22 protein-coding genes are annotated in these 21,367 nt (G+C 64.5%); 15 read left to right on the top strand and 7 right to left on the bottom strand.

Annotated features, from left to right (window positions below; translation table 11 throughout):
- Positions 1-27: 27 nt before the first annotated feature.
- Both G6N50_RS25205 and G6N50_RS25210 read right to left on the bottom strand, forming a co-directional pair.
- Positions 28-228: a ferredoxin gene (locus tag G6N50_RS25205; RefSeq protein ID WP_008253744.1), complete on the bottom strand. Its 201-nt coding sequence runs from the start codon at positions 226-228 to the stop codon at positions 28-30.
- Between the two features lie 58 nt (positions 229-286).
- Entirely contained in the window at positions 287-988 is a 702-nt protein-coding gene (locus G6N50_RS25210) for an SDR family NAD(P)-dependent oxidoreductase (RefSeq protein WP_067832297.1), read from the bottom strand.
- 281 nt (positions 989-1,269) lie between these two features.
- On the opposite strand from G6N50_RS25210, the gene G6N50_RS25215 reads away from it, so the two are divergent.
- From G6N50_RS25215 to G6N50_RS25260, 10 genes are all read left to right on the top strand, one after another.
- Complete coding sequence (locus tag G6N50_RS25215) at positions 1,270-2,796, top strand: aldehyde dehydrogenase family protein (RefSeq protein WP_083093673.1); 1,527 nt, start codon at positions 1,270-1,272, stop codon at positions 2,794-2,796.
- Positions 2,793-3,998 (top strand): CaiB/BaiF CoA transferase family protein, encoded by a 1,206-nt coding sequence (locus G6N50_RS25220; RefSeq protein ID WP_083093671.1) that lies wholly within the window; start codon positions 2,793-2,795, stop codon positions 3,996-3,998. The genes G6N50_RS25215 and G6N50_RS25220 overlap by 4 nt, the downstream gene beginning before the upstream one ends.
- Before the next feature lie 383 nt (positions 3,999-4,381).
- Complete coding sequence (locus tag G6N50_RS25225) at positions 4,382-5,200, top strand: MlaE family ABC transporter permease (RefSeq protein ID WP_083093667.1); 819 nt, start codon at positions 4,382-4,384, stop codon at positions 5,198-5,200.
- A gap of 7 nt (positions 5,201-5,207) precedes the next feature.
- Positions 5,208-6,053 carry an ABC transporter permease gene (locus G6N50_RS25230; RefSeq protein ID WP_083093665.1) on the top strand — a complete coding sequence of 282 codons (846 nt, stop codon included), beginning with the start codon at positions 5,208-5,210 and terminating at the stop codon, positions 6,051-6,053.
- Between the two features lie 20 nt (positions 6,054-6,073).
- Positions 6,074-7,336 (top strand): MCE family protein, encoded by a 1,263-nt coding sequence (locus G6N50_RS25235; RefSeq protein ID WP_083093663.1) that lies wholly within the window; start codon positions 6,074-6,076, stop codon positions 7,334-7,336.
- A complete protein-coding gene (locus G6N50_RS25240; protein WP_083093661.1) occupies positions 7,333-8,355 on the top strand; it encodes an MCE family protein in 1,023 nt (340 codons plus the stop codon). The genes G6N50_RS25235 and G6N50_RS25240 overlap by 4 nt, the downstream gene beginning before the upstream one ends.
- Positions 8,355-9,473: an MCE family protein gene (locus G6N50_RS25245; RefSeq protein ID WP_083093659.1), complete on the top strand. Its 1,119-nt coding sequence runs from the start codon at positions 8,355-8,357 to the stop codon at positions 9,471-9,473. Before G6N50_RS25240 ends, G6N50_RS25245 begins: the two co-directional genes overlap by 1 nt.
- Positions 9,470-10,888: an MCE family protein gene (locus tag G6N50_RS25250; RefSeq protein WP_083093658.1), complete on the top strand. Its 1,419-nt coding sequence runs from the start codon at positions 9,470-9,472 to the stop codon at positions 10,886-10,888. Before G6N50_RS25245 ends, G6N50_RS25250 begins: the two co-directional genes overlap by 4 nt.
- On the top strand, positions 10,885-12,237 hold the full coding sequence (locus G6N50_RS25255) for an MCE family protein (RefSeq protein ID WP_083093656.1): 1,353 nt from the start codon (positions 10,885-10,887) through the stop codon (positions 12,235-12,237). The genes G6N50_RS25250 and G6N50_RS25255 overlap by 4 nt, the downstream gene beginning before the upstream one ends.
- Positions 12,238-14,037, top strand: a complete 1,800-nt coding sequence (locus tag G6N50_RS25260) for an MCE family protein (RefSeq protein ID WP_083093653.1) — start codon at positions 12,238-12,240, stop codon at positions 14,035-14,037.
- A 57-nt stretch (positions 14,038-14,094) separates the two neighbouring features.
- On the opposite strand, the gene G6N50_RS25265 is transcribed toward G6N50_RS25260, so the two are convergent.
- The 3 genes from G6N50_RS25265 to G6N50_RS25275 form a co-directional block, all read right to left on the bottom strand.
- On the bottom strand, positions 14,095-14,616 hold the full coding sequence (locus G6N50_RS25265) for an Rv2253/PknI dimerization domain-containing protein (protein WP_083093651.1): 522 nt from the start codon (positions 14,614-14,616) through the stop codon (positions 14,095-14,097).
- Between the two features lie 131 nt (positions 14,617-14,747).
- Positions 14,748-15,389 carry a hypothetical protein gene (locus tag G6N50_RS25270; protein WP_083093649.1) on the bottom strand — a complete coding sequence of 214 codons (642 nt, stop codon included), beginning with the start codon at positions 15,387-15,389 and terminating at the stop codon, positions 14,748-14,750.
- On the bottom strand, positions 15,386-16,183 hold the full coding sequence (locus G6N50_RS25275; protein ID WP_083093647.1) for a hypothetical protein: 798 nt from the start codon (positions 16,181-16,183) through the stop codon (positions 15,386-15,388). The genes G6N50_RS25270 and G6N50_RS25275 overlap by 4 nt, the downstream gene beginning before the upstream one ends.
- Before the next feature lie 212 nt (positions 16,184-16,395).
- Here G6N50_RS25275 and G6N50_RS25280 point away from each other — a divergent pair, with 212 nt between their 5' ends.
- Positions 16,396-16,785 carry a hypothetical protein gene (locus tag G6N50_RS25280; protein ID WP_083093645.1) on the top strand — a complete coding sequence of 130 codons (390 nt, stop codon included), beginning with the start codon at positions 16,396-16,398 and terminating at the stop codon, positions 16,783-16,785.
- 8 nt (positions 16,786-16,793) lie between these two features.
- Here G6N50_RS25280 and G6N50_RS25285 read toward each other — a convergent pair whose 3' ends face one another.
- On the bottom strand, positions 16,794-17,390 hold the full coding sequence (locus G6N50_RS25285) for a TetR/AcrR family transcriptional regulator (protein WP_083093643.1): 597 nt from the start codon (positions 17,388-17,390) through the stop codon (positions 16,794-16,796).
- 102 nt (positions 17,391-17,492) lie between these two features.
- Here G6N50_RS25285 and G6N50_RS25290 point away from each other — a divergent pair, with 102 nt between their 5' ends.
- From G6N50_RS25290 to G6N50_RS25305, 4 genes are read left to right on the top strand one after another with little or no spacing between them, the layout of a single operon-like run.
- A complete protein-coding gene (locus G6N50_RS25290) occupies positions 17,493-18,278 on the top strand; it encodes a hypothetical protein (RefSeq protein WP_083093641.1) in 786 nt (261 codons plus the stop codon).
- Entirely contained in the window at positions 18,275-19,081 is an 807-nt protein-coding gene (locus G6N50_RS25295) for a hypothetical protein (protein ID WP_083093639.1), read from the top strand. Before G6N50_RS25290 ends, G6N50_RS25295 begins: the two co-directional genes overlap by 4 nt.
- The gene (locus G6N50_RS25300) at positions 19,078-19,656 is read left to right on the top strand and encodes a cytochrome c oxidase subunit 3 family protein (protein ID WP_083093637.1); all 579 of its coding nucleotides are present in this window, start codon (positions 19,078-19,080) and stop codon (positions 19,654-19,656) included. The genes G6N50_RS25295 and G6N50_RS25300 overlap by 4 nt, the downstream gene beginning before the upstream one ends.
- 3 nt (positions 19,657-19,659) lie before the next feature.
- Positions 19,660-19,941 (top strand): cytochrome C oxidase subunit IV family protein, encoded by a 282-nt coding sequence (locus G6N50_RS25305; protein ID WP_083093634.1) that lies wholly within the window; start codon positions 19,660-19,662, stop codon positions 19,939-19,941.
- A 19-nt stretch (positions 19,942-19,960) separates the two neighbouring features.
- On the opposite strand, the gene G6N50_RS25310 is transcribed toward G6N50_RS25305, so the two are convergent.
- Positions 19,961-21,259 carry a cytochrome P450 gene (locus tag G6N50_RS25310; protein WP_083093632.1) on the bottom strand — a complete coding sequence of 433 codons (1,299 nt, stop codon included), beginning with the start codon at positions 21,257-21,259 and terminating at the stop codon, positions 19,961-19,963.
- Between the last annotated feature and the right edge of the window lie 108 nt (positions 21,260-21,367).

Here is a 21,367-nt window from a genome sequence, read left to right on the forward strand (position 1 = left end):
TTTCGGTAGCCAAGGACTTGGTGTCGCTCAGGCGTCGTCGGTGATCATGATGGCCTGCTCCGGACAGGACTGCGCGGCTTCCCGCACCTGATCTTCGCGATCGGCGGGCACCACCTCGTCGATCGCCGACGAGCTGCCGTCGATGTCGCTGAGCTGGAACGATTCCGGAGCGATCATCGCGCACAGGGTGTGGCCCTGGCACCGTTCTGAATCCACCCAAACCTTCACGGGTTCTCTCCTCTCACCTGATGCTGGTTGCCGGACACCGCTGACGAATCGACACCGCCTAGGTGTTTCGACCGCCGTTGACGCCCAGGATCTGACCGGTGATGTAGCCGGCTTCCTCGGACACCAAAAACGCGCATGCCGCCGCGATGTCCTCGGGCGTGCCCATCCGGCGCACCGGGGTCCGCGCGATGGTCTCATCGATGTCGCCGAGGAATCCGTTCTTCTCGGCGGCACGCAGCATCGGGGTGTCGATGAAGCCCGGCGGCACCGCGTTGACCGTGATGCCCTTGGGCCCGTACTCGAGTGCGAGCGACTTCGTGAGGCCGTTGACCGCCGACTTGGCCGCCACATAGTGACTCATATAGGGCGCACCGGAATGCGTACTCGACGACGAGATGTTGACGATGCGGCCCCACCCGGCCTCGACCATGTCGGGCAGCACCGCCTGGACGGTATGGAAGACGCCGTTGAGATTGACGTCGATCACCCGGTGCCAGTCCTCGAAGGTGATGTTGTTGAACTTCTTGAAACCGTCGAGCCCGGCGGCGTTGACCAGAACCGTCACCGGACCGAGCTGGGCGCGGATGGCCGACAGCGCCGCGTCCAGTTGCGACCGGTCGGTCACGTCGGCGGTGAAAGCGAAGTCACCCTCCGACGGACGCAGGTCGATAGAGGCGACATTCAAACCGTCGGCGCGCAGGCGTTGCACGACAGCGAGACCGATGCCGGATCCGCCACCGGTGACTACCGCAGTCTTCATGTTGAGGCCTCTACTCCGAAGGGGGCCATTTCAGTCACAAAGAATCTCCCTTACAATTATGAGAACCTTACTCTCCGCGTGGAGCGCCATGCAACACGCGCGCAACACCGCCTCCAGCCTGCGCGGAGAGGCCCAGGCCGACAGCCTACGGCCGTTTGCGGCCCAGGTCAGCGGGTCGATGTCATTCCTGAGACTTTCTTGAATTATCGAAACTCGAATGTAAGATTCGCCGGGGAAGAGAATGAAATTATCGTGATCGCCACCACACTAGGGGGTACGGAATGCCTGCCCAGGACACGGCAGAGCCCGTCGCGCAGACCGTCGCGGGTGCCGCGCCTGAGTCCCACGTCGACCGCCGCCTGTTGATCGATGGCCGGCTGGTCAGCGCCGACAAGACATTCCCCTCGGTCAATCCCGCAACGGGTGCGGTCATTGGGCACGCGCCGGACGCCGGTGGCGCCGAGGCGCAAGCGGCGATCGCGGCGGCCCGCCGTGGGTTCGACACCACCAGCTGGCCCACCGATGTCGAACTGCGGATCCGCTGCCTCGATCAGTTGCACCGGGCGCTCGTCGACCACGCCGACGAGTTGCGCGAGCTCACCATCGCCGAAGTCGGCGCCACCCGTGCACTGACCCAGGGCGCCCAGCTCGACGACCCGATCGGCATCGTGCGCTTCTATGCGGACCTGCTGCGCACCTATGAGTTCTCCGAAGACCTCGGCGAAAGAGAATCGCGGGGCATGCGTCACCACCGCTGGGTGGAAAAGGAAGCCGCCGGTGTGGTCGGCGCCATCATCGCCTACAACTATCCGAATCAGCTCGCGTTGGCGAAGCTCGCCCCGGCGCTGGCCGCCGGATGCACCGTCGTGCTCAAGGGCGCACCGGACACGCCGTTGGTCACTCTGGCGCTCGGCGAGCTGATCGCCAACCACACCGACATCCCCGCCGGGGTGGTGAACGTGCTCAGCTCGTCGGATCCCGCGTCGGGCGTCGCGCTGACCACCAGCCCGGACGTCGACGTCATCACCTTCACCGGATCGACCGCGGTCGGACGCAAGATCATGGCCGCCTCGAGCGACACCGTCAAGCGCGTCTTCCTGGAGCTGGGCGGCAAGTCGGCAGCCATCATGCTCGACGACGCCGACTTCGCCAACGCCGCCCTGTTCGCGGCCTTCAGCATGGTCACGCATGCCGGCCAGGGGTGTGCACTCACGTCCCGGCTGCTGGTGCCCAAGTCGCATCACGACGAAATCGTCGAACTGATCGCGCAGAATTTCGCCAAGGTGCGACACGGCGACCCGGCCGACCCCACGACCTATATGGGGCCGCTGATCAACGAGCAACAGCGCGACAAGGTCGACGGCATGGTGCAACGCGCGGTGGCCGCCGGGGCGACCCTGGTCACCGGTGGCAGGCGACTGGATCCGGGCTACTTCTATGCGCCGACGCTGCTGACCAATGTCGACCCCGACAGCGAGATCGCGCAGGACGAGATCTTCGGGCCGGTGCTCGTGGTGATCGCGTTCGACGATGACGACGATGCCGTGCGCATCGCCAACAACTCGATTTACGGGCTGGCGGGCGCGGTGTTCAGCCGCGACCAAGACCGGGCGCTCGCCGTGGCGCGCCGGATCCGCGCCGGATCCTTCTCCATCAACGGTGGCAACTACTTCGGCGCCGACGCTCCCTTCGGGGGTTTCAAGCAGTCGGGCGTGGGCCGCGAGATGGGGGTGGCCGGACTCGAAGAGTTCCTGGAGAGCAAGACCTTTGCCGTGCCAGCCGTCTCAGCGAAAGGAGCCGGCGCATGAGGCCGCTCGAAGGCATCCGCGTCCTCGAAGTCGCCATGTACGGCTTCGTTCCGTCGGCCGGCGCGGTCCTCGCCGAATGGGGCGCCGACGTGGTCAAGGTCGAGCACGCGGTGACCGGTGATCCACAGCGCGGGCTCCGGCAGACCGGGATGCTTCGCGTCGAAGGCGACCCCAACCCGAACATCGAGCACGCCAATCGCGGCAAGCGCAGTATCGGGCTGGACATGTCGGTGCCCGAGGGCAAGGAAGTGCTCTACGAACTGGCCCGCCGCGCCGATGTCTTCCTGACCAGTTTCCTGCCCGACCACCGGAAGAAGTTCGGCATCGACGTCGAAGACATCCGGGCGATCAACCCGAAGATCGTCTACGCGCGCGGGAGTGCGCTCGGCCCGCGGGGCGAAGAGTCGACCAAAGGCGGCTATGACATGACCGCCTTCTGGTGCCGGGCCGGAACCGCCGCCACCATCACACCGGCGGGCATGCCCGGCATGATCGCGCCGCCGGGACCGGCGTACGGCGACACGATCTCGGGTACCAACCTCGCGGGTGGCATCGCGGCAGCGCTGCTCAAACGCGAGCGCACCGGCGAACCGTCCGTGGTCGACGTGTCGCTGCTGGGCAGCGGCCTGTGGTCGCTGGGGCATACCGTCGCGCTGACAAAGCATTTGGGTCAGCGGCTGGAATCGCCGCCGCCTGGCGTGCACGGTGCCCCCAACAACCCACTGGTTGGGCTGTACACGACGTCCGACGGCCGTTACATCTCCTTCGTGATGATGCAGCCCACCAAGTTCTGGGCCGACGTGTGCCGTCACGTCGACCTGCCGGAGTTGGCCGATGACCCCCGCTTCGACACGGTGGAGAACATCGCCGCCAATACGCCCGACGCGGTGGAGCTCTTGACCAAAGCCATCGCTGCGCGCACGCTCGCCGAGTGGAGCGAGCGCTTCGCCACGCTGTCCGGGCCGTGGGCACCGGTGCAGGACACCCTGCAGGCCGCCGACGACGCGCAGATCCGTGCGAACGAGTACATGGTTCAGGCGGGCGAACTCGAGCTGGTGGCCAACCCGGTACAGTTCGACGTCGCAGCGCCACAGACCGGGCCGGCCCCCGGATTCGCTGAGCAGACCGACGAGATCCTGATTGAGCTCGGCCTTGATTGGGACCGCATCATCGAACTCAAGACGGCCGGTGCCGTCACCTAGAACCGGAGCAGCCCTGACATGCTTGAGCCGAACGTCGCTTCCGTTGGGACGCAGTTGTCTTGCGCCATGGCGCCGACCGCGAAATGCGCGATAACGGTTATGCATTTTTCGCTCCGCCTGGACGCGGCATGAGTCATAATCGCCGGACGCTTCAAGACGTGGAGCCCCTCGTTTTGCAGCGCCAACTCACACGACGGAACGGAGATTTGGCGTGAGCAAACTTGCGGCTGTCACATCGCATACCGCTACCGGAAAGTGGCTGCCCGCTGAGCATTTCGCCCTCGTCAGCGCGCCTTCACAGCTGTCGATTCTGCCGAATCTACCTCACCCGTTGCGCGACAACAAGACTGTCGGTCTCGTAGCGTGGGAAGGGGCTGCCGCCGATGGCGACTAAGGGGGCTGACCACTGGTCAGCCGGATTGCCTCAGCTGAAACTGAAATGGGATCTGTCGGGGCCCATGCAAGCCGTCGGCGCCTTGTTCGCCATGTCGGCCGACGCGGTCAAGTTCCTGTTCCGCCGCCCGTTTCAGTGGCGGGAGTTCTTGGAGCAGTCCTGGTTTGTCGCGCGGGTGTCACTGGCTCCCACCTTGTTGGTGGCGATCCCGTTCACCGTCCTGGTCAGCTTCACGCTGAACATCCTGCTGCGCGAGCTCGGCGCGGCGGACCTGTCCGGCGCGGGTGCCGCGTTCGGCGCGGTCACCCAGCTCGGCCCGCTGGTGACGGTTTTGATCGTGGCGGGCGCGGGTGCCACGGCAATGTGTGCGGATCTGGGGTCGCGAACGATTCGTGAAGAAATCGACGCGATGGAAGTGTTGGGCATCAATCCGATACAGCGGTTGGTTACACCGCGCATGCTGGCTTCCGGATTGGTCGCCTTCTTGCTAAACAGCCTCGTCGTCATCATCGGCGTCCTTGGCGGCTACGTCTTTTCGGTGTTTGTCCAGGACGTCAATCCCGGCGCGTTCGCCGCGGGTATCACCTTGCTCACCGGCGTGCCCGAGGTGGTCATCTCGTGCGTCAAGGCAGCGCTTTTCGGCCTCATCGCCGGACTGGTCGCCTGTTATCGGGGTCTGTCGATCACCGGCGGGGGCGCCAAGGCGGTGGGCAACGCGGTGAACGAAACCGTGGTTTATGCCTTCATGTCCCTGTTCGTCGTCAACGTGGTGGTTACCGCCATCGGCATCAAGATGACGGCGAAGTAGGGCAACTATGGCGCTGAGGGCTGCATATCCGCGATTAACCCGCCAACTCGAGAGGCCGGTCGCCTTCATGGGGCGGATCGGCGACCACACCCTGTTCTACGGCAAAGCGCTCGCCGGGGTGCCTTTCGCGGCCACACATTACACCCGCGAAGTTATTCGACTGATTGCCGAGATCAGCATGGGCGCGGGCACTTTGGCGATGATCGGCGGAACCGTTGTGATCGTCGGCTTCCTGACGCTGGCGGCGGGCGGCACACTGGCCATCCAGGGCTACACCTCGCTGGGCAATATCGGCATCGAGGCGCTGACGGGCTTTTTGTCCGCGTTCATCAATGTGCGTATCGCGGCACCGGTGGTCGCCGGGATCGGTCTCGCGGCCACCTTCGGTGCCGGCGTGACCGCTCAGCTAGGTGCCATGCGGATCAATGAAGAAGTCGATGCGTTGGAAAGCATGGCCATTCGGCCGGTCGCCTACCTGGTGAGCACCAGGATCCTGGCCGGAATGATGGCCATCACGCCGTTGTACAGCATCGCCGTGATCCTGTCGTTCGTGGCCAGCCAGTTCACCACGACGTTCTTGCTCGGACAGTCGCAGGGTCTGTATCAGCACTACTTCAACACGTTCCTGAACCCGATCGACCTGTTGTGGTCGTTCCTGCAGGCCATCTTGATGGCGCTCACCATTCTGCTGATCCACACTTACTACGGCTATTTCGCTTCGGGGGGGCCGGCCGGTGTCGGCAATGCAACCGGCAACGCGGTCCGCACCTCGCTCATCGTCGTGGTGTCGGTAACGCTGTTGGTCTCGCTCTCTATTTACGGTACGAACGGCAACTTCAACCTATCCGGTTAGCTTCAGGAGGTGGAACGGCAATGACGCAGAGTGTGCCAGCGGGTCGCGGCGCGGTCGCCGGTCGACCCGCGCGCACCGGCCATGCGCGACCGCCGGCCGGACGTAATTATGTGCCACCCCTGCTCGGCCTGACCACCGTCGTTATCATCGGCCTGATTTTCGCCGTGGCGGTGGGCCTGTTCCAGGGCTCCTTCACCGAAACCGTGCCGGTGACCGTGATCTCGCAACGAGCCGGCCTGGTGATGAACCCGGACGCCAAGGTCAAGATGCGCGGCGTGCAGGTCGGCAAGGTCGCCTCCATCCAATCCCTGCCCAACGGCCAAGCGGCCATCCACTTGGCGATGGACCCCTCGCAGTTGCACTTCATCCCCGGCAACGTGCTCGTGAATATCGCGTCATCGACGGTGTTCGGCGCAAAATCCGTCGAACTGGTAGAACCCGACCAGCCCTCGGCGCAGCGGCTACACAGCGGCCAGACGCTGCAGGGCCAGCACGTCATGGTCGAAATCAACACGGTATTCCAGCAATTGGTGTCGGTCCTGAGCCATATCGATCCGCCGAAGCTCAACGAGTCGCTGGGTGCGCTGGCACAGGCGTTCAGTGGGCGGGGCCCACAGCTCGGCCAGTCCCTGAGCGACCTGGACTCGTTCCTGGCCAGGCTGGAGCCGAGCCTTCCCGCGTTCCGTCATGACCTCGCGGTTCTGCCGGCGGTGTCCAACGCCTATGCCGACGCGGCACCGGACCTGGTGAAGACCGCGGCCAACGCCACCCGGATCAGCAAGACCCTCGTGGATGAGCAGCACAACCTGGATGCGTTGCTGATCAGCGCGATCGGCTTGGCCGACATCGGTAACGACGTCTTGTCGACGAACCGCCAACCGCTGACGGATGTGTTGCATCTGCTGGTGCCGACCACCGATCTGACCAACGAGTACAACCCAGCGCTTACCTGTGCTTTTGGCGGGCTCATACAGATAGCGCACGGGGCGCCGTTGTCGGAACCGAGCATCAACATCTCGGCGAGTCTCACCTGGGGCGCCGAACGCTATCGGTACCCGACAAACCTGCCCAAGGTTGCGGCGACCGGCGGCCCGCAGTGCGTGGGTCTGCCGCATCTGCCGTTCAATACGGCCCCGCCGCAATTGATTACCGATACCGGCGCGAACCCGGTGAACTACGGAAACCCACAGCTGCTGATCAACTCCGATCTCCTCAAACAGTTGTTGTACGGACCGATCGCCGGCCCGCCACGCAACTCCGCTCAGATCGGACAACCCGGATGAGAACGCGCGCCACGCTGATCAAGTTCGGCATCTTCGCGGTCGTGATGGCGATGCTGACCGCCTTCTTGTTCTTCATCTTCGGCCAGTACCGGACGGGTGCGACGACCGAGTATTCGGCGGTGTTCACCGACGTGTCGCGTCTGAAGACGGGCCAGTCGGTGCGGGTCGCCGGGATCCGGGTGGGCACGGTCAACAGCGTTTCGTTGCAGCCGGACAAAAAAGTTGTGGTGAAGTTCGACGCCGACCGCAGCGTCGTTCTCACCGAGGGCACCAGGGCGGCGGTCCGCTACCTCAACCTGGTGGGCGATCGCTACCTCGAGCTCGTCGATGGTCCGGGCTCGCCCAAGCATCTGCCGGCCGGCGGGCAGATTCCCGTCAACCGCACGGCGCCGGCGCTTGACCTCGATCTCTTGCTCGGCGGACTCAAACCCGTCACCCAGGGCCTGAATGCGCGCGACGTCAACGCCCTGACATCGGGTTTGCTGCAGGTCTTCCAGGGCCAGGGCGGGACTCTCGACTCGCTGTTCGCCAAGACGACATCGTTCTCGAACGCCTTGGCCGACAACGATCAAACCGTGCAGCAACTGATCGACAACCTCAACATCGTGATCGGCACGGTTTCCAATGACGGCAAACAGTTCTCCGGCGCGATCGACCGCCTCGAGCAGCTTGTCAGCGGGCTGTCGAATGACCGCGACACCATCGGATCGGCCATTGATGCACTGGACAAGGGAACCGCCTCGCTGGCGGATCTGCTTGCCGAGGCCCGCCCGCCGCTGTCCGGCACCATAGCTCAGTTGAATCGGCTGGCGCCGATACTCGACGGCGACAAGGACCGCCTCGACGCCGCACTCCAGAAGGCGCCACAGAACTACCGCAAGCTGGTGCGGCTCGGCGTGAACGGCGCCACCATCCCGTACTACATCTGCCAGTTCGGGCTCCGCGGCACGGATCTCAACGGCAAGACCGTGCGCGCCAATATCTTCAGGTCAGATGCAGGAAGGTGCACAGAACCCTGATGCTCAAGTATCGCGGAGCTCAGCTCGTCAAGCCCGGCCTCATCGGCGTCATCCTGGCGGTGATGGTCATCCTGGTCGGCCTGTCGCCCGACCGCTTCATCCAATGGGCGACGATGGTCAGGTATCAGGCGCTGTTCACGGAAGCCGGCGGCCTTGCGACGGGCAACCCCGTAATCGTGTCGGGGATGAAGGTCGGCACGGTGTCGGATGTGAAGCTGCGCCACGGCGATGCCCTGGTGACCTTTGCGATGAAGGGCAACATCCTGCTCGGCTCGGAGACTTCCGCGCACATCCGCACGGGCACGCTGCTGGGCGAGCGGATGCTGACGGTGGAGTCCGCCGGCACCGGCACGATGCACCCGATGGCTCTCATCCCCGTCTCGCGCACGTCCTCGCCGTATTCGTTGACCGAAGCGGTCAGCGACCTGACTTCGGACACGGCCGGCACCAACACCACGGCGCTTAATCAATCGCTGGACACGCTGGCGGCGACGCTCGACCAGATCGCTCCCCAAATGGGGCCGGCCTTCGACGCGCTCACCCGGCTGTCACGAACCCTCAACAGCCGCAACAAGAACCTGGGCGAACTCTTCAAGAGTGCCGGCGACGTCACCGGCATACTTTCCGAACGCAGCATGCAGGTCAACAAGCTCATCCTCAACTCCGATTCCCTGCTGCAGGTGCTGGTCGCACGCCGGCAAGAGATCGTGGACCTGCTGGCCAACACGTCCGTGGTAGCCAAGCAGCTGACGGCGTTGGTGCACGAGAACGAAAGCACGTTGGCCCCGACGCTGGAGCGGCTGAACAGGGTGACCGGGGTGCTGGAGAAGAACCGCGACAACATCGGCAAAGCGCTGCCGGGTCTCGCCAAATTCCAGATCACTGTCGGTGAGGCCATCTCCGGTATGTACGCCTACCAGGCGTTCGCCCCGAACTTCCTTATCCCGCAACTCTTCCAGGAGCTGGTCGACTACCTCTGGGGATTCCGCACCTTCGATACTTCCAAGGGTCCCGGCTTCCCATCACCGGTGCCTCGGGCACTGACCCCCTGGCCGTACAACTCCATTCCACTGTGCCCTGGCTGCACGTTGGGCGGACGGATCGGAGGATCGCAATGACCTCCCGGATCCCGCGCAAGCGACTGGCGGCCGTGACGGCGGTTGTCCTGGTCGGGCTGATCGTTGCCGGCGCCGCCGTGGTCGTTCGTAACACGTTCTTCGGCCCACGAACGATCACCGCCTACTTCACCACCGCCACCGCGATCTATCCCCATGACGAGGTGCGGGTTTCGGGTGTCAAAGTCGGCAACATCAAATCCATTCAGCCGCAAGGCACCCAGGCCAAGATGGTTCTCACCGTCGACCACGACGTGCCCATCCCGGCGGACGCCAAGGCGGTTATCGTCGCCCCGAACCTGGTGGCTTCCCGCTACGTCCAACTGACGCCGGCCTACCGCGACACCGGGCCGGTCATGCACGACGGTGCGGTTATCCCGGTCGAACGGACCGCAGTGCCGGTCGAGTGGGACGAGGTCAAAACCCAGTTGATGCGGCTGGCAACGGATTTGGGACCCAAGAGCGGGGTATCGGGCACGTCGGTGGGCCGGTTCATCGACAGCGCCGCCAACGCGCTCGACGGCAACGGCGACAAGCTGCGGCAAACACTCGGTCAATTGTCGGGCGTGGGACGGATCCTCGCCAACGGCAGCGGCAACATCGTCGACATCATCAAAAACCTGCAGACCTTCGTCGCCGCACTGCGCGACAGCAACGTGCAGATCGAACAGTTCAACGGTCGCCTGGCCACGCTCACCAGCGTGGTAAACGACAGCAAATCCGACCTGGACGCGGCGCTGACCGATCTGTCGACCGCGGTCGGTGAGGTGCAGCGATTCATCGCGGGGACTCGCAATCAGACCAGCGAGCAGATCGCCCGGTTGGCCGATGTCACGCAGAACCTGGTCGATCACCACATGGCCCTGGAAAACATCCTGCACGCGGCGCCGAACGCGTTCGGCAACTTCTTCAACGACTACAACGCCGACACCGGAACCATCGTGGGAGGATTCGGGCTGATGAATATGGCGAACCCCACCTGGGGCGGCCAGGTTCTGCTGTCCACTCCGGGCTGCACGCAAATCGGCGCCATCGAGAACATCACCGCGGTCGAATCGGGCAAGCTCTGCTCCCTGTTCCTCGGTCCCGGATTGCGGCAGACCAGCTGGAACAACTCGCCAATCCCGATCAACCCGTTCATAGCGAAGTCGATTGACCCGTCCAGGGTTCTCTACACCGAGCCGCGCCTGGCGCCGGGCGGCGAGGGCCCGAAACCCGCGGCACCAGAGATCCCGCCCGCAGTCTCGGCCTTCACCGGTCTGCCGGGTGATCCGGTGGGGCCCCCGGGGGCGGTGCCGCCGGAGCGGATACCGGGCGCGGCGATGCCGCTGCCGCCGCCACCGTCGACACCGGTGCCACCACCACCGGCGCCCAGCACCTCGGGCATGCTGTTGCCGGCAGACGGGCCACAACAATGATCGCCCGGGTGGTCGCTCGCCGGGTGTTCGCCCTCGGCTGTTGCGTGGTGTTGACGTCGACGGGATGCGCGTTCCACGGCCTGAATTCACTACCGCTGCCCGGTGCGGTCGGACGCGGGCCGGGGGCCAAAATCTACCATGTCGAACTCCCGAATGTCGGCACGATGGAGTCGAATTCGCCGGTGATGATCGACGATGTCGTCGTCGGCAGTGTGGGTGCGATGCGGGTGCAAGGCTGGCACGCCGACGTCGAGATCTCGGTCAAGCGCGATGTGGTCGTTCCGGCCAACGTGGTAGCCACCGTCGGTCAGACCAGCCTGCTGGGCTCGATGCATGTGGAGCTCAATACGCCGCTGGGCCAGGAGGGAAGCGGACGGCTGCAGCCGGGCGCCACCATCCCGCTCAGCCGGTCATCGGCCTACCCGTCGACCGAGCAGACACTGTCGTCGCTGGGCGCGGTCGTCAACGGCGGTGGACTGGGACAGATCGGGGAGGTCATCCACAATTTCTCGGCCGCCCTGTCCGGGCACGAGGGCGCCGTGCGCGATCTGATCACCCGTCTGGACACGTTCGTCGGAACACTGGACGACCAGCGGGACGACATCGTCGCCTCCATCCAGGCGCTGAATCGTCTGTCGGCCACTTTCGCCGACCAACGCGACGTCCTCACCGATGCGCTGCACAAGATACCGCCGGCGCTCGAGGTGTTGATCAAGGAGCGGCCTCGTCTGACGGCAGCCCTGGACCACCTTCGCGTGTTCAGCAACACCGCCACCCGGCTGGTCAACGACTCCCAGGCCGACCTGGTCAAGAACCTCAAAAACCTGGAGCCGACCATCAAGGCGCTCGCCGACGTCGGACCGGACTTCGGCGCGGCGGTCGCGGCGTCGTTCGTGTTCCCGTTCACCCAGAACTTCGTCGACCGAGCGGTCCGAGGCGACTTCTTCAACCTGCATTTCGATTTCGACCTAACGATTCCCCGGCTCAAGAAGGGCTTGTTCCTGGGAACCCACTGGGGGCAGGCGGGTATGCCCGTGCCACCGGTGCCCGGGGACCCCTATCGCTTGAATTACACACTCGATCCTCTGCACAACCCGCTGAGGCCGCCGTGGATCGATCCCAACGCGTTGCCGCTGCCCCCACCACCGCCGGGTGCGGTACCGGCACCGGGACCGGGGAACTATGGACCGCTGCCCGGACCGCCGCCGGCTGCGGCTCCGCTGCCCGGGCCACCGCCTGGTGCGGCTCCGCTGCCCGGCCCCCCGCCGGCTGCGGCTCCGCTGCCCGACGCGGGTCTTGGTCAAATGCCCGCGCCCGCGGAGGCGCCTGGAACGGGAGCCGGTGGATAGATGCTGACGCGCTTCGTTCGTATTCAGCTGGCGATCTTCACGATCGCCGGAACCATCGGCGTGATCTCAATGATCCTGTTCTACATCCAAGCGCCGACGCTGTTGGGCATCGGCCGGATGACGGTGACCCTGGAGCTGCCGGCCACCGGCGGCCTGTATCGATTTTCCAACGTGACCTATCGTGGGGTTCAGCTCGGCAAGGTCACCGCCGTGGGTTTGACGCCGACCGGCGCGAAAGCCACGCTCTCGTTGAGCACTTCACCTAAAGTCCCCGCGGACCTGACAGCCGCGGTACTCAGTGTCTCCGCGGTGGGTGAACAGTACGTAGACCTGCAGCCCAAAACCGATTCGCCACCCTACCTGCACGACGGCTCGGTAATCGCCGTGCGCGACACGACAATTCCGCAGCCGGTCGCCCCGATGCTCGAGCAGGTCAATGCCTTGGTCCAAAGCATCCCGAAGACCAAACTCGGCCAATTGCTGGATGAGTCCTTCCAGGGCTTCAACGGCACCGGTTACGACCTGGGGTCACTGATCGACTCCTCGAAGACGTTGTCCCGCGACGCCAACGGCGTCGTCGATCGCACCAAAGCCCTCACCGAAGACACCGGGCCGCTGCTGGACACCCAGGCGCGCACCACCGATTCGATCAGGACGTGGGCGCGCAGCTTCGCGGGCATCTCGGATACGTTGGTGAACAACGATTCTCACTTCCGCACGATCCTGCAGACCGGTCCCGATACGGCGAACGAAGCATCCCGGCTTCTCGAACAAATCAAACCGACGCTGCCGGTGTTGCTTGCCAACCTGACCACCATCGGGCAGATCGGCATCACCTACCACCCCTCGATCGAGCAGCTACTGGTGTTGCTGCCGTCGGGGGTCGCGATCGAACAGGCCGCGCAGGGTGAAAACCATCCCGACGGAAGGGCTTACGGCGACTTCGCAGCCACGGTCGACGATCCGCCTATCTGCACGGTCGGCTTCATGCCACCCAATACCTGGCGATCCCCGGACGACCTCACCGACATCGACACACCGGACGGGTTGTATTGCAAACTCCCGCAGGACTCACCGATCGCGGTTCGCGGTGCCCGCAACTATCCCTGCATGGGTCACCCGGGTAAGCGCGCGCCGACTGTCGAAATCTGCAACAGCGACAAGCCGTACATGCCGCTGGCGATGCGCCAGCACACCCTCGGTCCCTATCCGCTGGATCCCAATCTGTTAGCCCAGGGTGTCCCGCCCGATGACCGGATCACCACCAATGACAGGATTTTCGGCCCGGTCGAGGGCACGCCGCTGCCGCCGGGGGCGGTTCCGCGCGGCACCCCGGCGGGGCCGCGGGGAGAAAATCCGCCGCCGGGCACGGTGGGAGCCGCCGTTCCGCCATCGCCGTCGTCGGGCCCGTCGCTACCCATGTCCAGAATGTCGGCGGACCTGCCGCCCATCGCGCCGCTCGACGTCCCCGTGGCGGGGGAACTTCCGCGGCCCGCCGCGCCGCCGGCACCGGTTTTTTCTCCCGACCCCGCGCCGGGCGATTCCGCACCTGCCATCCCCGCACCGGCCAACCCCGCACCGGCCAATCCCGCACCGGCCGACACGGCCGGCGGTGGAGGACCCCAGGCCGCTCCAAGCTCGTTCGGGGCCAACGCATCTAAGCCCGCGCCCTCGGTCGTGGTGGCAAAGTACGATTCGCGCACCGGTCGCTATGTCGGTCCGGACGGAAAGCTGTACCAGCAGTCGGACCTCGTTGCTCCGAAAGCGCCCAAGACGTGGAAGGACATGCTTCCCACCTGAATTCACCCTGCGGCGAAGCAACCCGAGGGGCGGGGGAATGAAGCTACGACCGCCCCGTCAGGAGAGCTGGTCGAGGCGTAACGGCATCGCGATATCAAGCCAATTGTTTTGCCCGCAGGCACCGCTTGGGCCGACCGTCTTGTCCTTGCCCGAGAGGACTCGCGACCCGATTTGGAATCCACCATTGTCGTTCACCGGGTAGAAAAAGAAGGTCTGTACCCCGGGGAACGCGGTACCGTCCTCGCACCGCTCCCAGTCCGGCACTTCGCGCCTCACCTTCCACATCTCCCCATCTTTCATATAGAGGGGAGCGCTCCAGCCCTGGTCGCTCGTCACCGTGCCGTGGCATTCCATGGTTGACTCGCACGTCGAACTGATCGTCCACGTTTGGTAGACCGTCGGTTCGCCGAAGTACTGGTCATTTCTCTGGGCCCAATCCCCAATGGATGTGGCGCGGAAAGTCCCGTTGATCGCCACGTCTTCCTTGGTTATCGCCCGGGCCGTTGATGCAGTGCTCAAACCGCCGAATGCAATGGCAGCCACCAGCGTTGCGGTGGTGAGTGTCTTGACTGAACGCATCAGGTGCTCCTCGAACCGCGTAATCCGAGAGTGCCTACGGCACCTTTTCGCCGTCGGTTGCGGCGCTCTCGAGCGATGACGTTACACCGCTTCGGGCCGCCGGTTAATGGTTAGCACAAGATCTGCCGCGCTCATCCGGCCGGGTCGAATTTCGCGATCAGCCAGGAGCCGTTGACTTTTGACAGCGTGACCAGGACGCTGCTCTGGGTGTTCTCGGGATCCTTCTTTTGCGCGCTTTTCGTGGTCTGGTCGACGAAAACCAGCACGGCGGCCGAATCGGGATGCAATTCCGAGACTGCGGCCCGAATCACCTTGGCGGACGCCGTCAGTTGACCCTTCTGCGCCGTCGGCGCGACGACATCGTCGCTGAATTTGCTGTAATAGGCCAGCAGGTCGCCGGTGAGATGTGATTTCGCGTTGCTGAAATCGCGGTTCAAATGGTCGTAGGAATACGACAACACCGCCACGGCTCCATCTGACGCCGCCTGGATCGCCCGGTGCGCCGCCGCGTCGCCGACCTGCTGATCCGGCCGGTACAGGATGACGTACACGCCGGCAGCGACTCCCACTGCGGCAATAACCAGCGTTGTCGCGAGGATCGAACGCCACCTAGCCGAATACCGGCGGGCCCCGCGCCGAATCGCTGCCAGCCGGCGCAAGCGTGCCGGTCCCGCGCCGGCGGGCGCCAGACCGTCGTCGTCGGCGGGTGAAGGGTGGGCGCCGTCAATCGCCTTTTCGGTGCCGTCCGGCGACGAGTCGGGTTCGAGAGTCATCGCAGGAAGTCAACTTTCGACATCTTGAGCTTGCCGTCGTCGCGGTCCAGATTGACGCTCAGCCGAAACAAGGCCGGTGGCGGTTTGGCGTTATCCGGCCCAATTGGATCGGTTTTCGCCGCCACAAGCACGACTCCCGAATTGTCACTGAACGACTCGACGGCGACGGCTTCGATGGTGACCTTGGTGCCGACCTTGGTCTCCTCGGCCTTCTGGACCATCAGGGTCGACAGCACGGATAGCTGGTCTTTCTGGTCGCCCGTGGAGGCATCGATGGTGCGCTGGACACTCTCCTTGGCATGATCGGGGTCAATCGACATGAAAGCCGTGATCCCTTGCCGGGCGGCCGCACTGAACTCCGCGGCGAGTTGGCGATTATGCACCGCGGTGTGGTGCTGCCACAGCATGTAGCCGCTCGCGGCGAGAGAAGTGGAGAAGAGCACGATGCCGATGCCGGCGGCTACCGTCTTCCGCCTTGGGCGCCGGAGCCACCGTGGCCGCCTGGGACGCCGCGGCAACCGTAGCCGTCTCCGGGTCGACGCCGCGGGTCGCTGCTCGACATCGTGGGCGTCCTCCGCGTCCCCGGTTTCGGCTGCCCCGCGCAGGCTTTCCAGGCGTGCCCGAGCCGCCTCGGCGCGCGCTTCGGCCTTGGCAACTTCGTCTTCCGGGTCCCCTTCTGACGCGGCCGCTACATCGCCGCTGCCGGCCCCTGGGCTTGACCGTGGTTCGTCGGGATTTCTCACATCCCTCGGGTCACCACGATCGTCGGCGTTGGGCCTCTCCGGATCGTGCACGGAGAAGCAGCTTATCACTCCGGCCTGGGCTCAACGCCGTCACCGGATGGCCGCCTTTGTGCCCCTTACATGCGGAAATACTCGCTCGCCGGGGATGCGGTGGAGTGGTTTTCGGGATGGCCCGGCTCCTACCGCCGGTCGGTCCAGGTGATGTTCTCCAACCAGGAGAATTTTCCTTTCAGGTGTGGCAGAGTAATCGGGTGCGATCAATCGTGGCTCTGGTTGCCGCGTTGCTCGGCGCTGGTGCGGTGGCGGCGCCGCCAGCCACGGCCGGGCCGACCGTCTGCGACTACCCCACCTGCACCCCGGGCATCATGCCCCATCAGGTCTTAGGTGCACCGTGTGACAACACCACCTACTACGCCTTCGGTGTCGCCGACGGATACGTTTCCTTCGCCTCTGAGCCCGGACGGCTGATGTTCTGCGGCTCGCCGAGGCGATACCAGCCCCGATGGTTCCGCTCACCTCCGATGGCGGGGGTCAAGGACGAAAACGCCGACTGCCAGAACTATCTGAACTACGTCGCGCAGGCGCCTGACGGTCTGTTCCTGATCTGTATCGCTCACGACGGCATATCGAGCTGGGTCCGCGCCGACACGTAGCAGTCACTTCAGGGCTTGCGGGGCAGGCCGAGCAGGCGGCGGCTCAAATCGGTAACCCGTTCGAGCAACGTGTCGTCATCGATGTCGGCAACCAGCGGATGCATGACCGCGGTGCTGAGCGCGCCGGAGAACATGGCGGCTTCGATCCGCCCGTCTAGACCAGCATCGCTCAGCAGGACCTGATACAAGCGGTCCATGAAAACCTGAAATGGCTTGTGCTCGGCCAGCAGCCGGACTACAACGGGATCGAATTGCAACGTGCGTACCAACCGGCGGTCACGCACGGCCATCTCAACCACGCCCACCAACAACGCATCTCGTGCTTGAGGCCCGTCGTCGTACGCTTCGGCCGCCTCGAGCGCCGGCTCGAGCCGGCCGAGTTCGCGCTCGGTCACGGCGATGACGATCTGCTCCTTGGTCCGAAATTGGTGGTAGACGGCAGCTTTCGTGATTCCGACGGCGTCGGCGATCATCTGCAGCGACGTACCGCTGACACCGTGTGTGGCGAACAGGTCCAACGCGGCATCGAGTACCCGGGTCCGCGCAGCGCTGTGCTCGATCAGCCAGAATTGCTCACCGGTGACCGGCTGCCGTGCTGTTCCCACGCACCGAGACTAGACGACGCTCTTGACCGTAAGCTAGCCGATCGGCTAGCTTCGCTCACTAGCCGAGTTCTGGCAGCGATTTCGTGCGGGGAAGGAGTACCGATGTCCGACATCGGTGGGAACGATGCAGACGGTCGCCAATCCGCGCGAACCGCGCCGCGGCGGACCGACGGCGAGCTGATCCTGCTTTGGACGTTGCCGGCGGCGCTGATCTTGTGGATCGCGTCCTTCTTCCTGTTCCCGGGATTCAACCCGCCGATGTCGCCCACCATGCCCGCGGAGCAGGTGGCCGCCTTCTACCGCGATCCGTCGCACATTCCTCAGATCCGTTCCAGCATGATCCTGTTCAACTGGTTCGGGGTGTGCCTCGTGCCGATCCTGGCCCTGATCGTGCTGCAGATCCGCCGCATGGCGCACCGGACACCGATCTTCTCCTACGCGATGCTGGGGTGCGCGGCCGGCGGCCCGACGCTGTTTCTCGTCGCCAACGTCTGCTGGCTGCTGGCCGCCTTTCGCCCGGAGCGAAGCCCCGAGCTGACTCAACTGCTCAACGATCTCGGTTGGATGACCTTCACCATCCTGGTGCCGTTTCTGATCGGGCAAAGCGTAATCCTGGCCGTGGCAATCTATTTCGACGATCAGCCGCGCCCGGTATTCAGCCGTTGGGTGGCCCATTTCAACCTCGTGGTGGCGGCCGCTCTGGTGCCCGCGGCTTTTGTCGGAGTCTCGTTGACCGGCCCGCTGGCGTGGGACGGCTTCCTGTCGTTCTGGGTGAAGAACGTTGCCATCGCGGTCTGGATCGTCGTGATGGGCGTCGTGCTGGGGCAGTCTATCTACCGGGAGCGGGCCGAAAACCCAAGGCGTGCAGACGAAGTGATCACCGCATGAGCGCGGTGATCACCCCACCGACCGCGCCCCCGTCTGGGCCGTTGTATCGCCGGATCGGGTGGCACCTATGGCACGGCCCCAAGCGCGAGCTTTGGCTGGCTTGGGCGGCACTGCTGTTCTTCTACAACCTGTTCTTCCCGATGTTCTTCATCGTGGCGCAAGTCCAGCCCCCGCCGGAGCCCACCTGGGACCTCGCCACGCAGGTGCGCTGGTTCTCCGAACGCCACCTGGGGATCCCGGTTGGTTTCGGCATCATCTTCGCCATCAGCGGCTTGATCGCCACCAACAACGCCCTGATCGCGTATTCCATGCGGCGCATGTCCGTCAGCCGCGCGTTCGCCTACTCGTATCTGCTCATCTACTCGCTCAGCGCGGTTCCCGGCATGCTGCTGCTCAACATCGCGCTGATCGTCGGCACGCTGCGGCCGGACCGCGACCCCCGACTGATCGGTTGGCTCTACGACTTCGCCTTCCTGTCCTTTGACGGGACCATGGGAGTGTTCCTGATCGGCTCGCTGATCTGGATGGTGGCGATCCTGCTCGACAAGAATCGCGTGTTCCCCAAGTGGTTCGGCTATCTCAACCTGTGCAACGCGCTGACCGAGGTCGTCGTGGCGCCCTGTTGGATCTTCCGGCGCGGCGTGTTCGCGTGGGATGGCGAGATCGCCTGGTGGCTGGACATGGTGGTGTTCGGCATCTACCAAGTCACGTTCATCGTCATGCTGTTTCAGATGATCCGCCGCGAAGACTTCGGCACCGGCGAGCTGCCGGTCCCGCCGCGCAGGAAGGCGGTTGCGCAGTGACCGACCTGGCCGACAAGCGCGGAGGCGTCAGGGCCGTGCCGGGCCAACCCGACATGTGGGCCTTCGTGTTATTCGAGACCCTGCTCTTCACAGCGTATTTCGGCTTCTACTTGTTCTCGCGGGGCCGCAATCCCGAGCTCTTCCTGCAGTCGCAGGCGCACCTCGACCTGCGCGTCGGAGTCTTCAATACGTTGTTCCTATTGCTCAGCTCGTGGTCGGTGGCGCGGTGTGTTCAGTCGGCACGCGCCGGCGCCTATCGGGCGGCTCTCAGGGATGTCCTCATCACGGCAGCGCTCGCCGTTGTGTTCCTTTTCCTCAAGGTGTTTGAGTGGGCTCGGTTGGTTCACACGGGAAACGGCGTGGCCAGCAACGACTTCTTCATGTACTACTTTTTTCTCACCGGGATCCACTTCGTGCACCTGCTGATCGGCTTCGTCGTCCTGGGCGTCATCGTCTATCAACTTCGCAGTCCGATGCGGCGCTCCCAGGAACTCGTCGAAACCGGCGCAACGTATTGGCACACCGTCGATTTCCTTTGGGTGCTCATCTTTGCGCTGCTCTACGTGGTGAGGTGAGCAGTGAAATTCAATAAGAGGCTGCTGGTTGTCTGGGTGATCCTGGCCGCGCTGACACTGGGCTATCTGTGGATAGACCGCTCCGTCGACGGTGCGCTGAAATCCAGCGCCGTGGTGACGTCGAGCGTCATCGTCATCGCACTGGTCAAGGTGCGCATCATCTTTCGCGAGTTCATGGAGGTGCGAGACGCACCGGTCCTGCTGTGCCGGCTCACCGACGCGTGGGTGGTGCTGATCGGCATCGTCTTGCTCGGCTGCTACTTCGCCGGCATGCAGGTCAGGTAGCGCTCGCGAGCGAAAAGCCCTATGCCACCGGCGCGATCGCGTCCGCCGTGGCGAACGACAGGTGCAGTTCGCTCAGGCCGCGCAGGATGTAGGTCGGCTCGTAGGTGTAGCGACGCTCCGCGGCAGGCCCGTGATGGGCCTCGTTGATCTCGATGTGCGGCATCCGGTCCAGGATCCGCTCGATCGAGACACGGCCCTCGACGCGGGCGAGCGGGCCGCCGGGGCAGGAGTGCACGCCGCGGGCGAACGCCATGTGTTCGCGAACGTTCTTGCGGCGCAGGTCGAACTCGTGCGGGTTCTCGAACCGGCGGGGGTCGCGGTTGGCTGCACCCGGCAGGATCATCACCACGGTGCCCGCGGGGATGTCGACACCGCCGATGGTGGTTGCCTTGCGGGCCAGCCGCGAGTCGCTCTTGACGGGGCTGTCCATGCGCAGCGATTCCTCGATGAACCCGGGAATCAGACTGCGGTCCTCACGCAACTGTTGCTGGATGTCGGGCCGGTCACCAAGCACTTGCAGGGCGGCGCTGAGCAACTTGGCCGTGGTCTCCTGTCCGGCGGCGAAGAGGAACGTGGCCGAGCGGACCACCTCGATCACCGGGGGCGTCGATCCGTCCGGATACTTCGCTTCCGCCAGGTGAGTCAGTACGTCGTCGCCGCGTGGTTCACGCCGCCGGTCCTCGATGTAGTTGCAGAACTTGTCGTCGAGCCACTCCAGCGGATTGATGCCGACGGACTCGTGGTCGAGGGCACCCACCCGCGCTTCGGGTCGGTCGGCGCCCAAGACTTTACGAAACTCCTTGTGGTCGGATTCCGGGACGCCGAGCAGGTCGGCGATCACCAAGGTGGCGAAGGGCTTTGAGTATTCGGCGATGAACTCACACTCGCCGTTGTGCAGGAACTCGTCGAGCTGACGGTCGGCGAGGCGCCACATGAACTCCTCGTTCTGCTTCAGCCGGCTCGGGGTCAGCAGCTTGGCGAGCACCGACCGGGCCTTGGTGTGGTCCGGCGGATCCATGGTGACCATGTGCTCGAACATGGGGAAGGAGCTGCGATGCTGGTCGATCTGGGGGGTGATGTCGTCGCCTTCGGGCGTGAACGGGAGCGGCGGGAAGGGGCCGCCGAGCGCGACGATGTTGGAGAACGTGTCCGGGTCCTTGTAGATCTCGCAGGCTTCGTCGTAGCCGGTGACCGCGACGACGCCGTAGTGCGGAAGACGCAATACCGGGTTTTGACTGCGCAGGTAGTCGAAGTACGGGTGCGGATCTGGGACCAGTGACGGATCGGTGAAGAAGTCGATCGAGTCGTACGTGCTCATCGGAATGCGTCTCCCTGGGCTGGGTTTACCGGTGTTGTTCGGCGGCACCGCGATACCGCCGCCCGATTACGAGATCGAAAATCTGCTGAGCATCTGCTTAGCATGGCG

The sequence above is a fragment of the Mycobacterium mantenii genome (assembly GCF_010731775.1).
GTDB lineage: Bacteria > Actinomycetota > Actinomycetes > Mycobacteriales > Mycobacteriaceae > Mycobacterium > Mycobacterium mantenii.

Excerpts from the sequence above, each read along its gene's own strand:
- G6N50_RS25210 (WP_067832297.1), bottom strand. The coding sequence starts at position 988 with ATGAAGACTGCGGTAGTCACCGGTGGCGGATCCGGCATCGGTCTCGCT.
- G6N50_RS25215 (WP_083093673.1), top strand. The coding sequence starts at position 1,270 with ATGCCTGCCCAGGACACGGCAGAGCCCGTCGCGCAGACCGTCGCGGGT.
- G6N50_RS25220 (WP_083093671.1), top strand. The coding sequence starts at position 2,793 with ATGAGGCCGCTCGAAGGCATCCGCGTCCTCGAAGTCGCCATGTACGGC.
- G6N50_RS25225 (WP_083093667.1), top strand. The coding sequence starts at position 4,382 with ATGGCGACTAAGGGGGCTGACCACTGGTCAGCCGGATTGCCTCAGCTG.
- G6N50_RS25230 (WP_083093665.1), top strand. The coding sequence starts at position 5,208 with ATGGCGCTGAGGGCTGCATATCCGCGATTAACCCGCCAACTCGAGAGG.
- G6N50_RS25235 (WP_083093663.1), top strand. The coding sequence starts at position 6,074 with ATGACGCAGAGTGTGCCAGCGGGTCGCGGCGCGGTCGCCGGTCGACCC.
- G6N50_RS25240 (WP_083093661.1), top strand. The coding sequence starts at position 7,333 with ATGAGAACGCGCGCCACGCTGATCAAGTTCGGCATCTTCGCGGTCGTG.
- G6N50_RS25245 (WP_083093659.1), top strand. The coding sequence starts at position 8,355 with ATGCTCAAGTATCGCGGAGCTCAGCTCGTCAAGCCCGGCCTCATCGGC.
- G6N50_RS25250 (WP_083093658.1), top strand. The coding sequence starts at position 9,470 with ATGACCTCCCGGATCCCGCGCAAGCGACTGGCGGCCGTGACGGCGGTT.
- G6N50_RS25255 (WP_083093656.1), top strand. The coding sequence starts at position 10,885 with ATGATCGCCCGGGTGGTCGCTCGCCGGGTGTTCGCCCTCGGCTGTTGC.
- G6N50_RS25260 (WP_083093653.1), top strand. The coding sequence starts at position 12,238 with ATGCTGACGCGCTTCGTTCGTATTCAGCTGGCGATCTTCACGATCGCC.
- G6N50_RS25265 (WP_083093651.1), bottom strand. The coding sequence starts at position 14,616 with ATGCGTTCAGTCAAGACACTCACCACCGCAACGCTGGTGGCTGCCATT.
- G6N50_RS25270 (WP_083093649.1), bottom strand. The coding sequence starts at position 15,389 with ATGACTCTCGAACCCGACTCGTCGCCGGACGGCACCGAAAAGGCGATT.
- G6N50_RS25290 (WP_083093641.1), top strand. The coding sequence starts at position 17,493 with ATGTCCGACATCGGTGGGAACGATGCAGACGGTCGCCAATCCGCGCGA.
- G6N50_RS25295 (WP_083093639.1), top strand. The coding sequence starts at position 18,275 with ATGAGCGCGGTGATCACCCCACCGACCGCGCCCCCGTCTGGGCCGTTG.
- G6N50_RS25310 (WP_083093632.1), bottom strand. The coding sequence starts at position 21,259 with ATGAGCACGTACGACTCGATCGACTTCTTCACCGATCCGTCACTGGTC.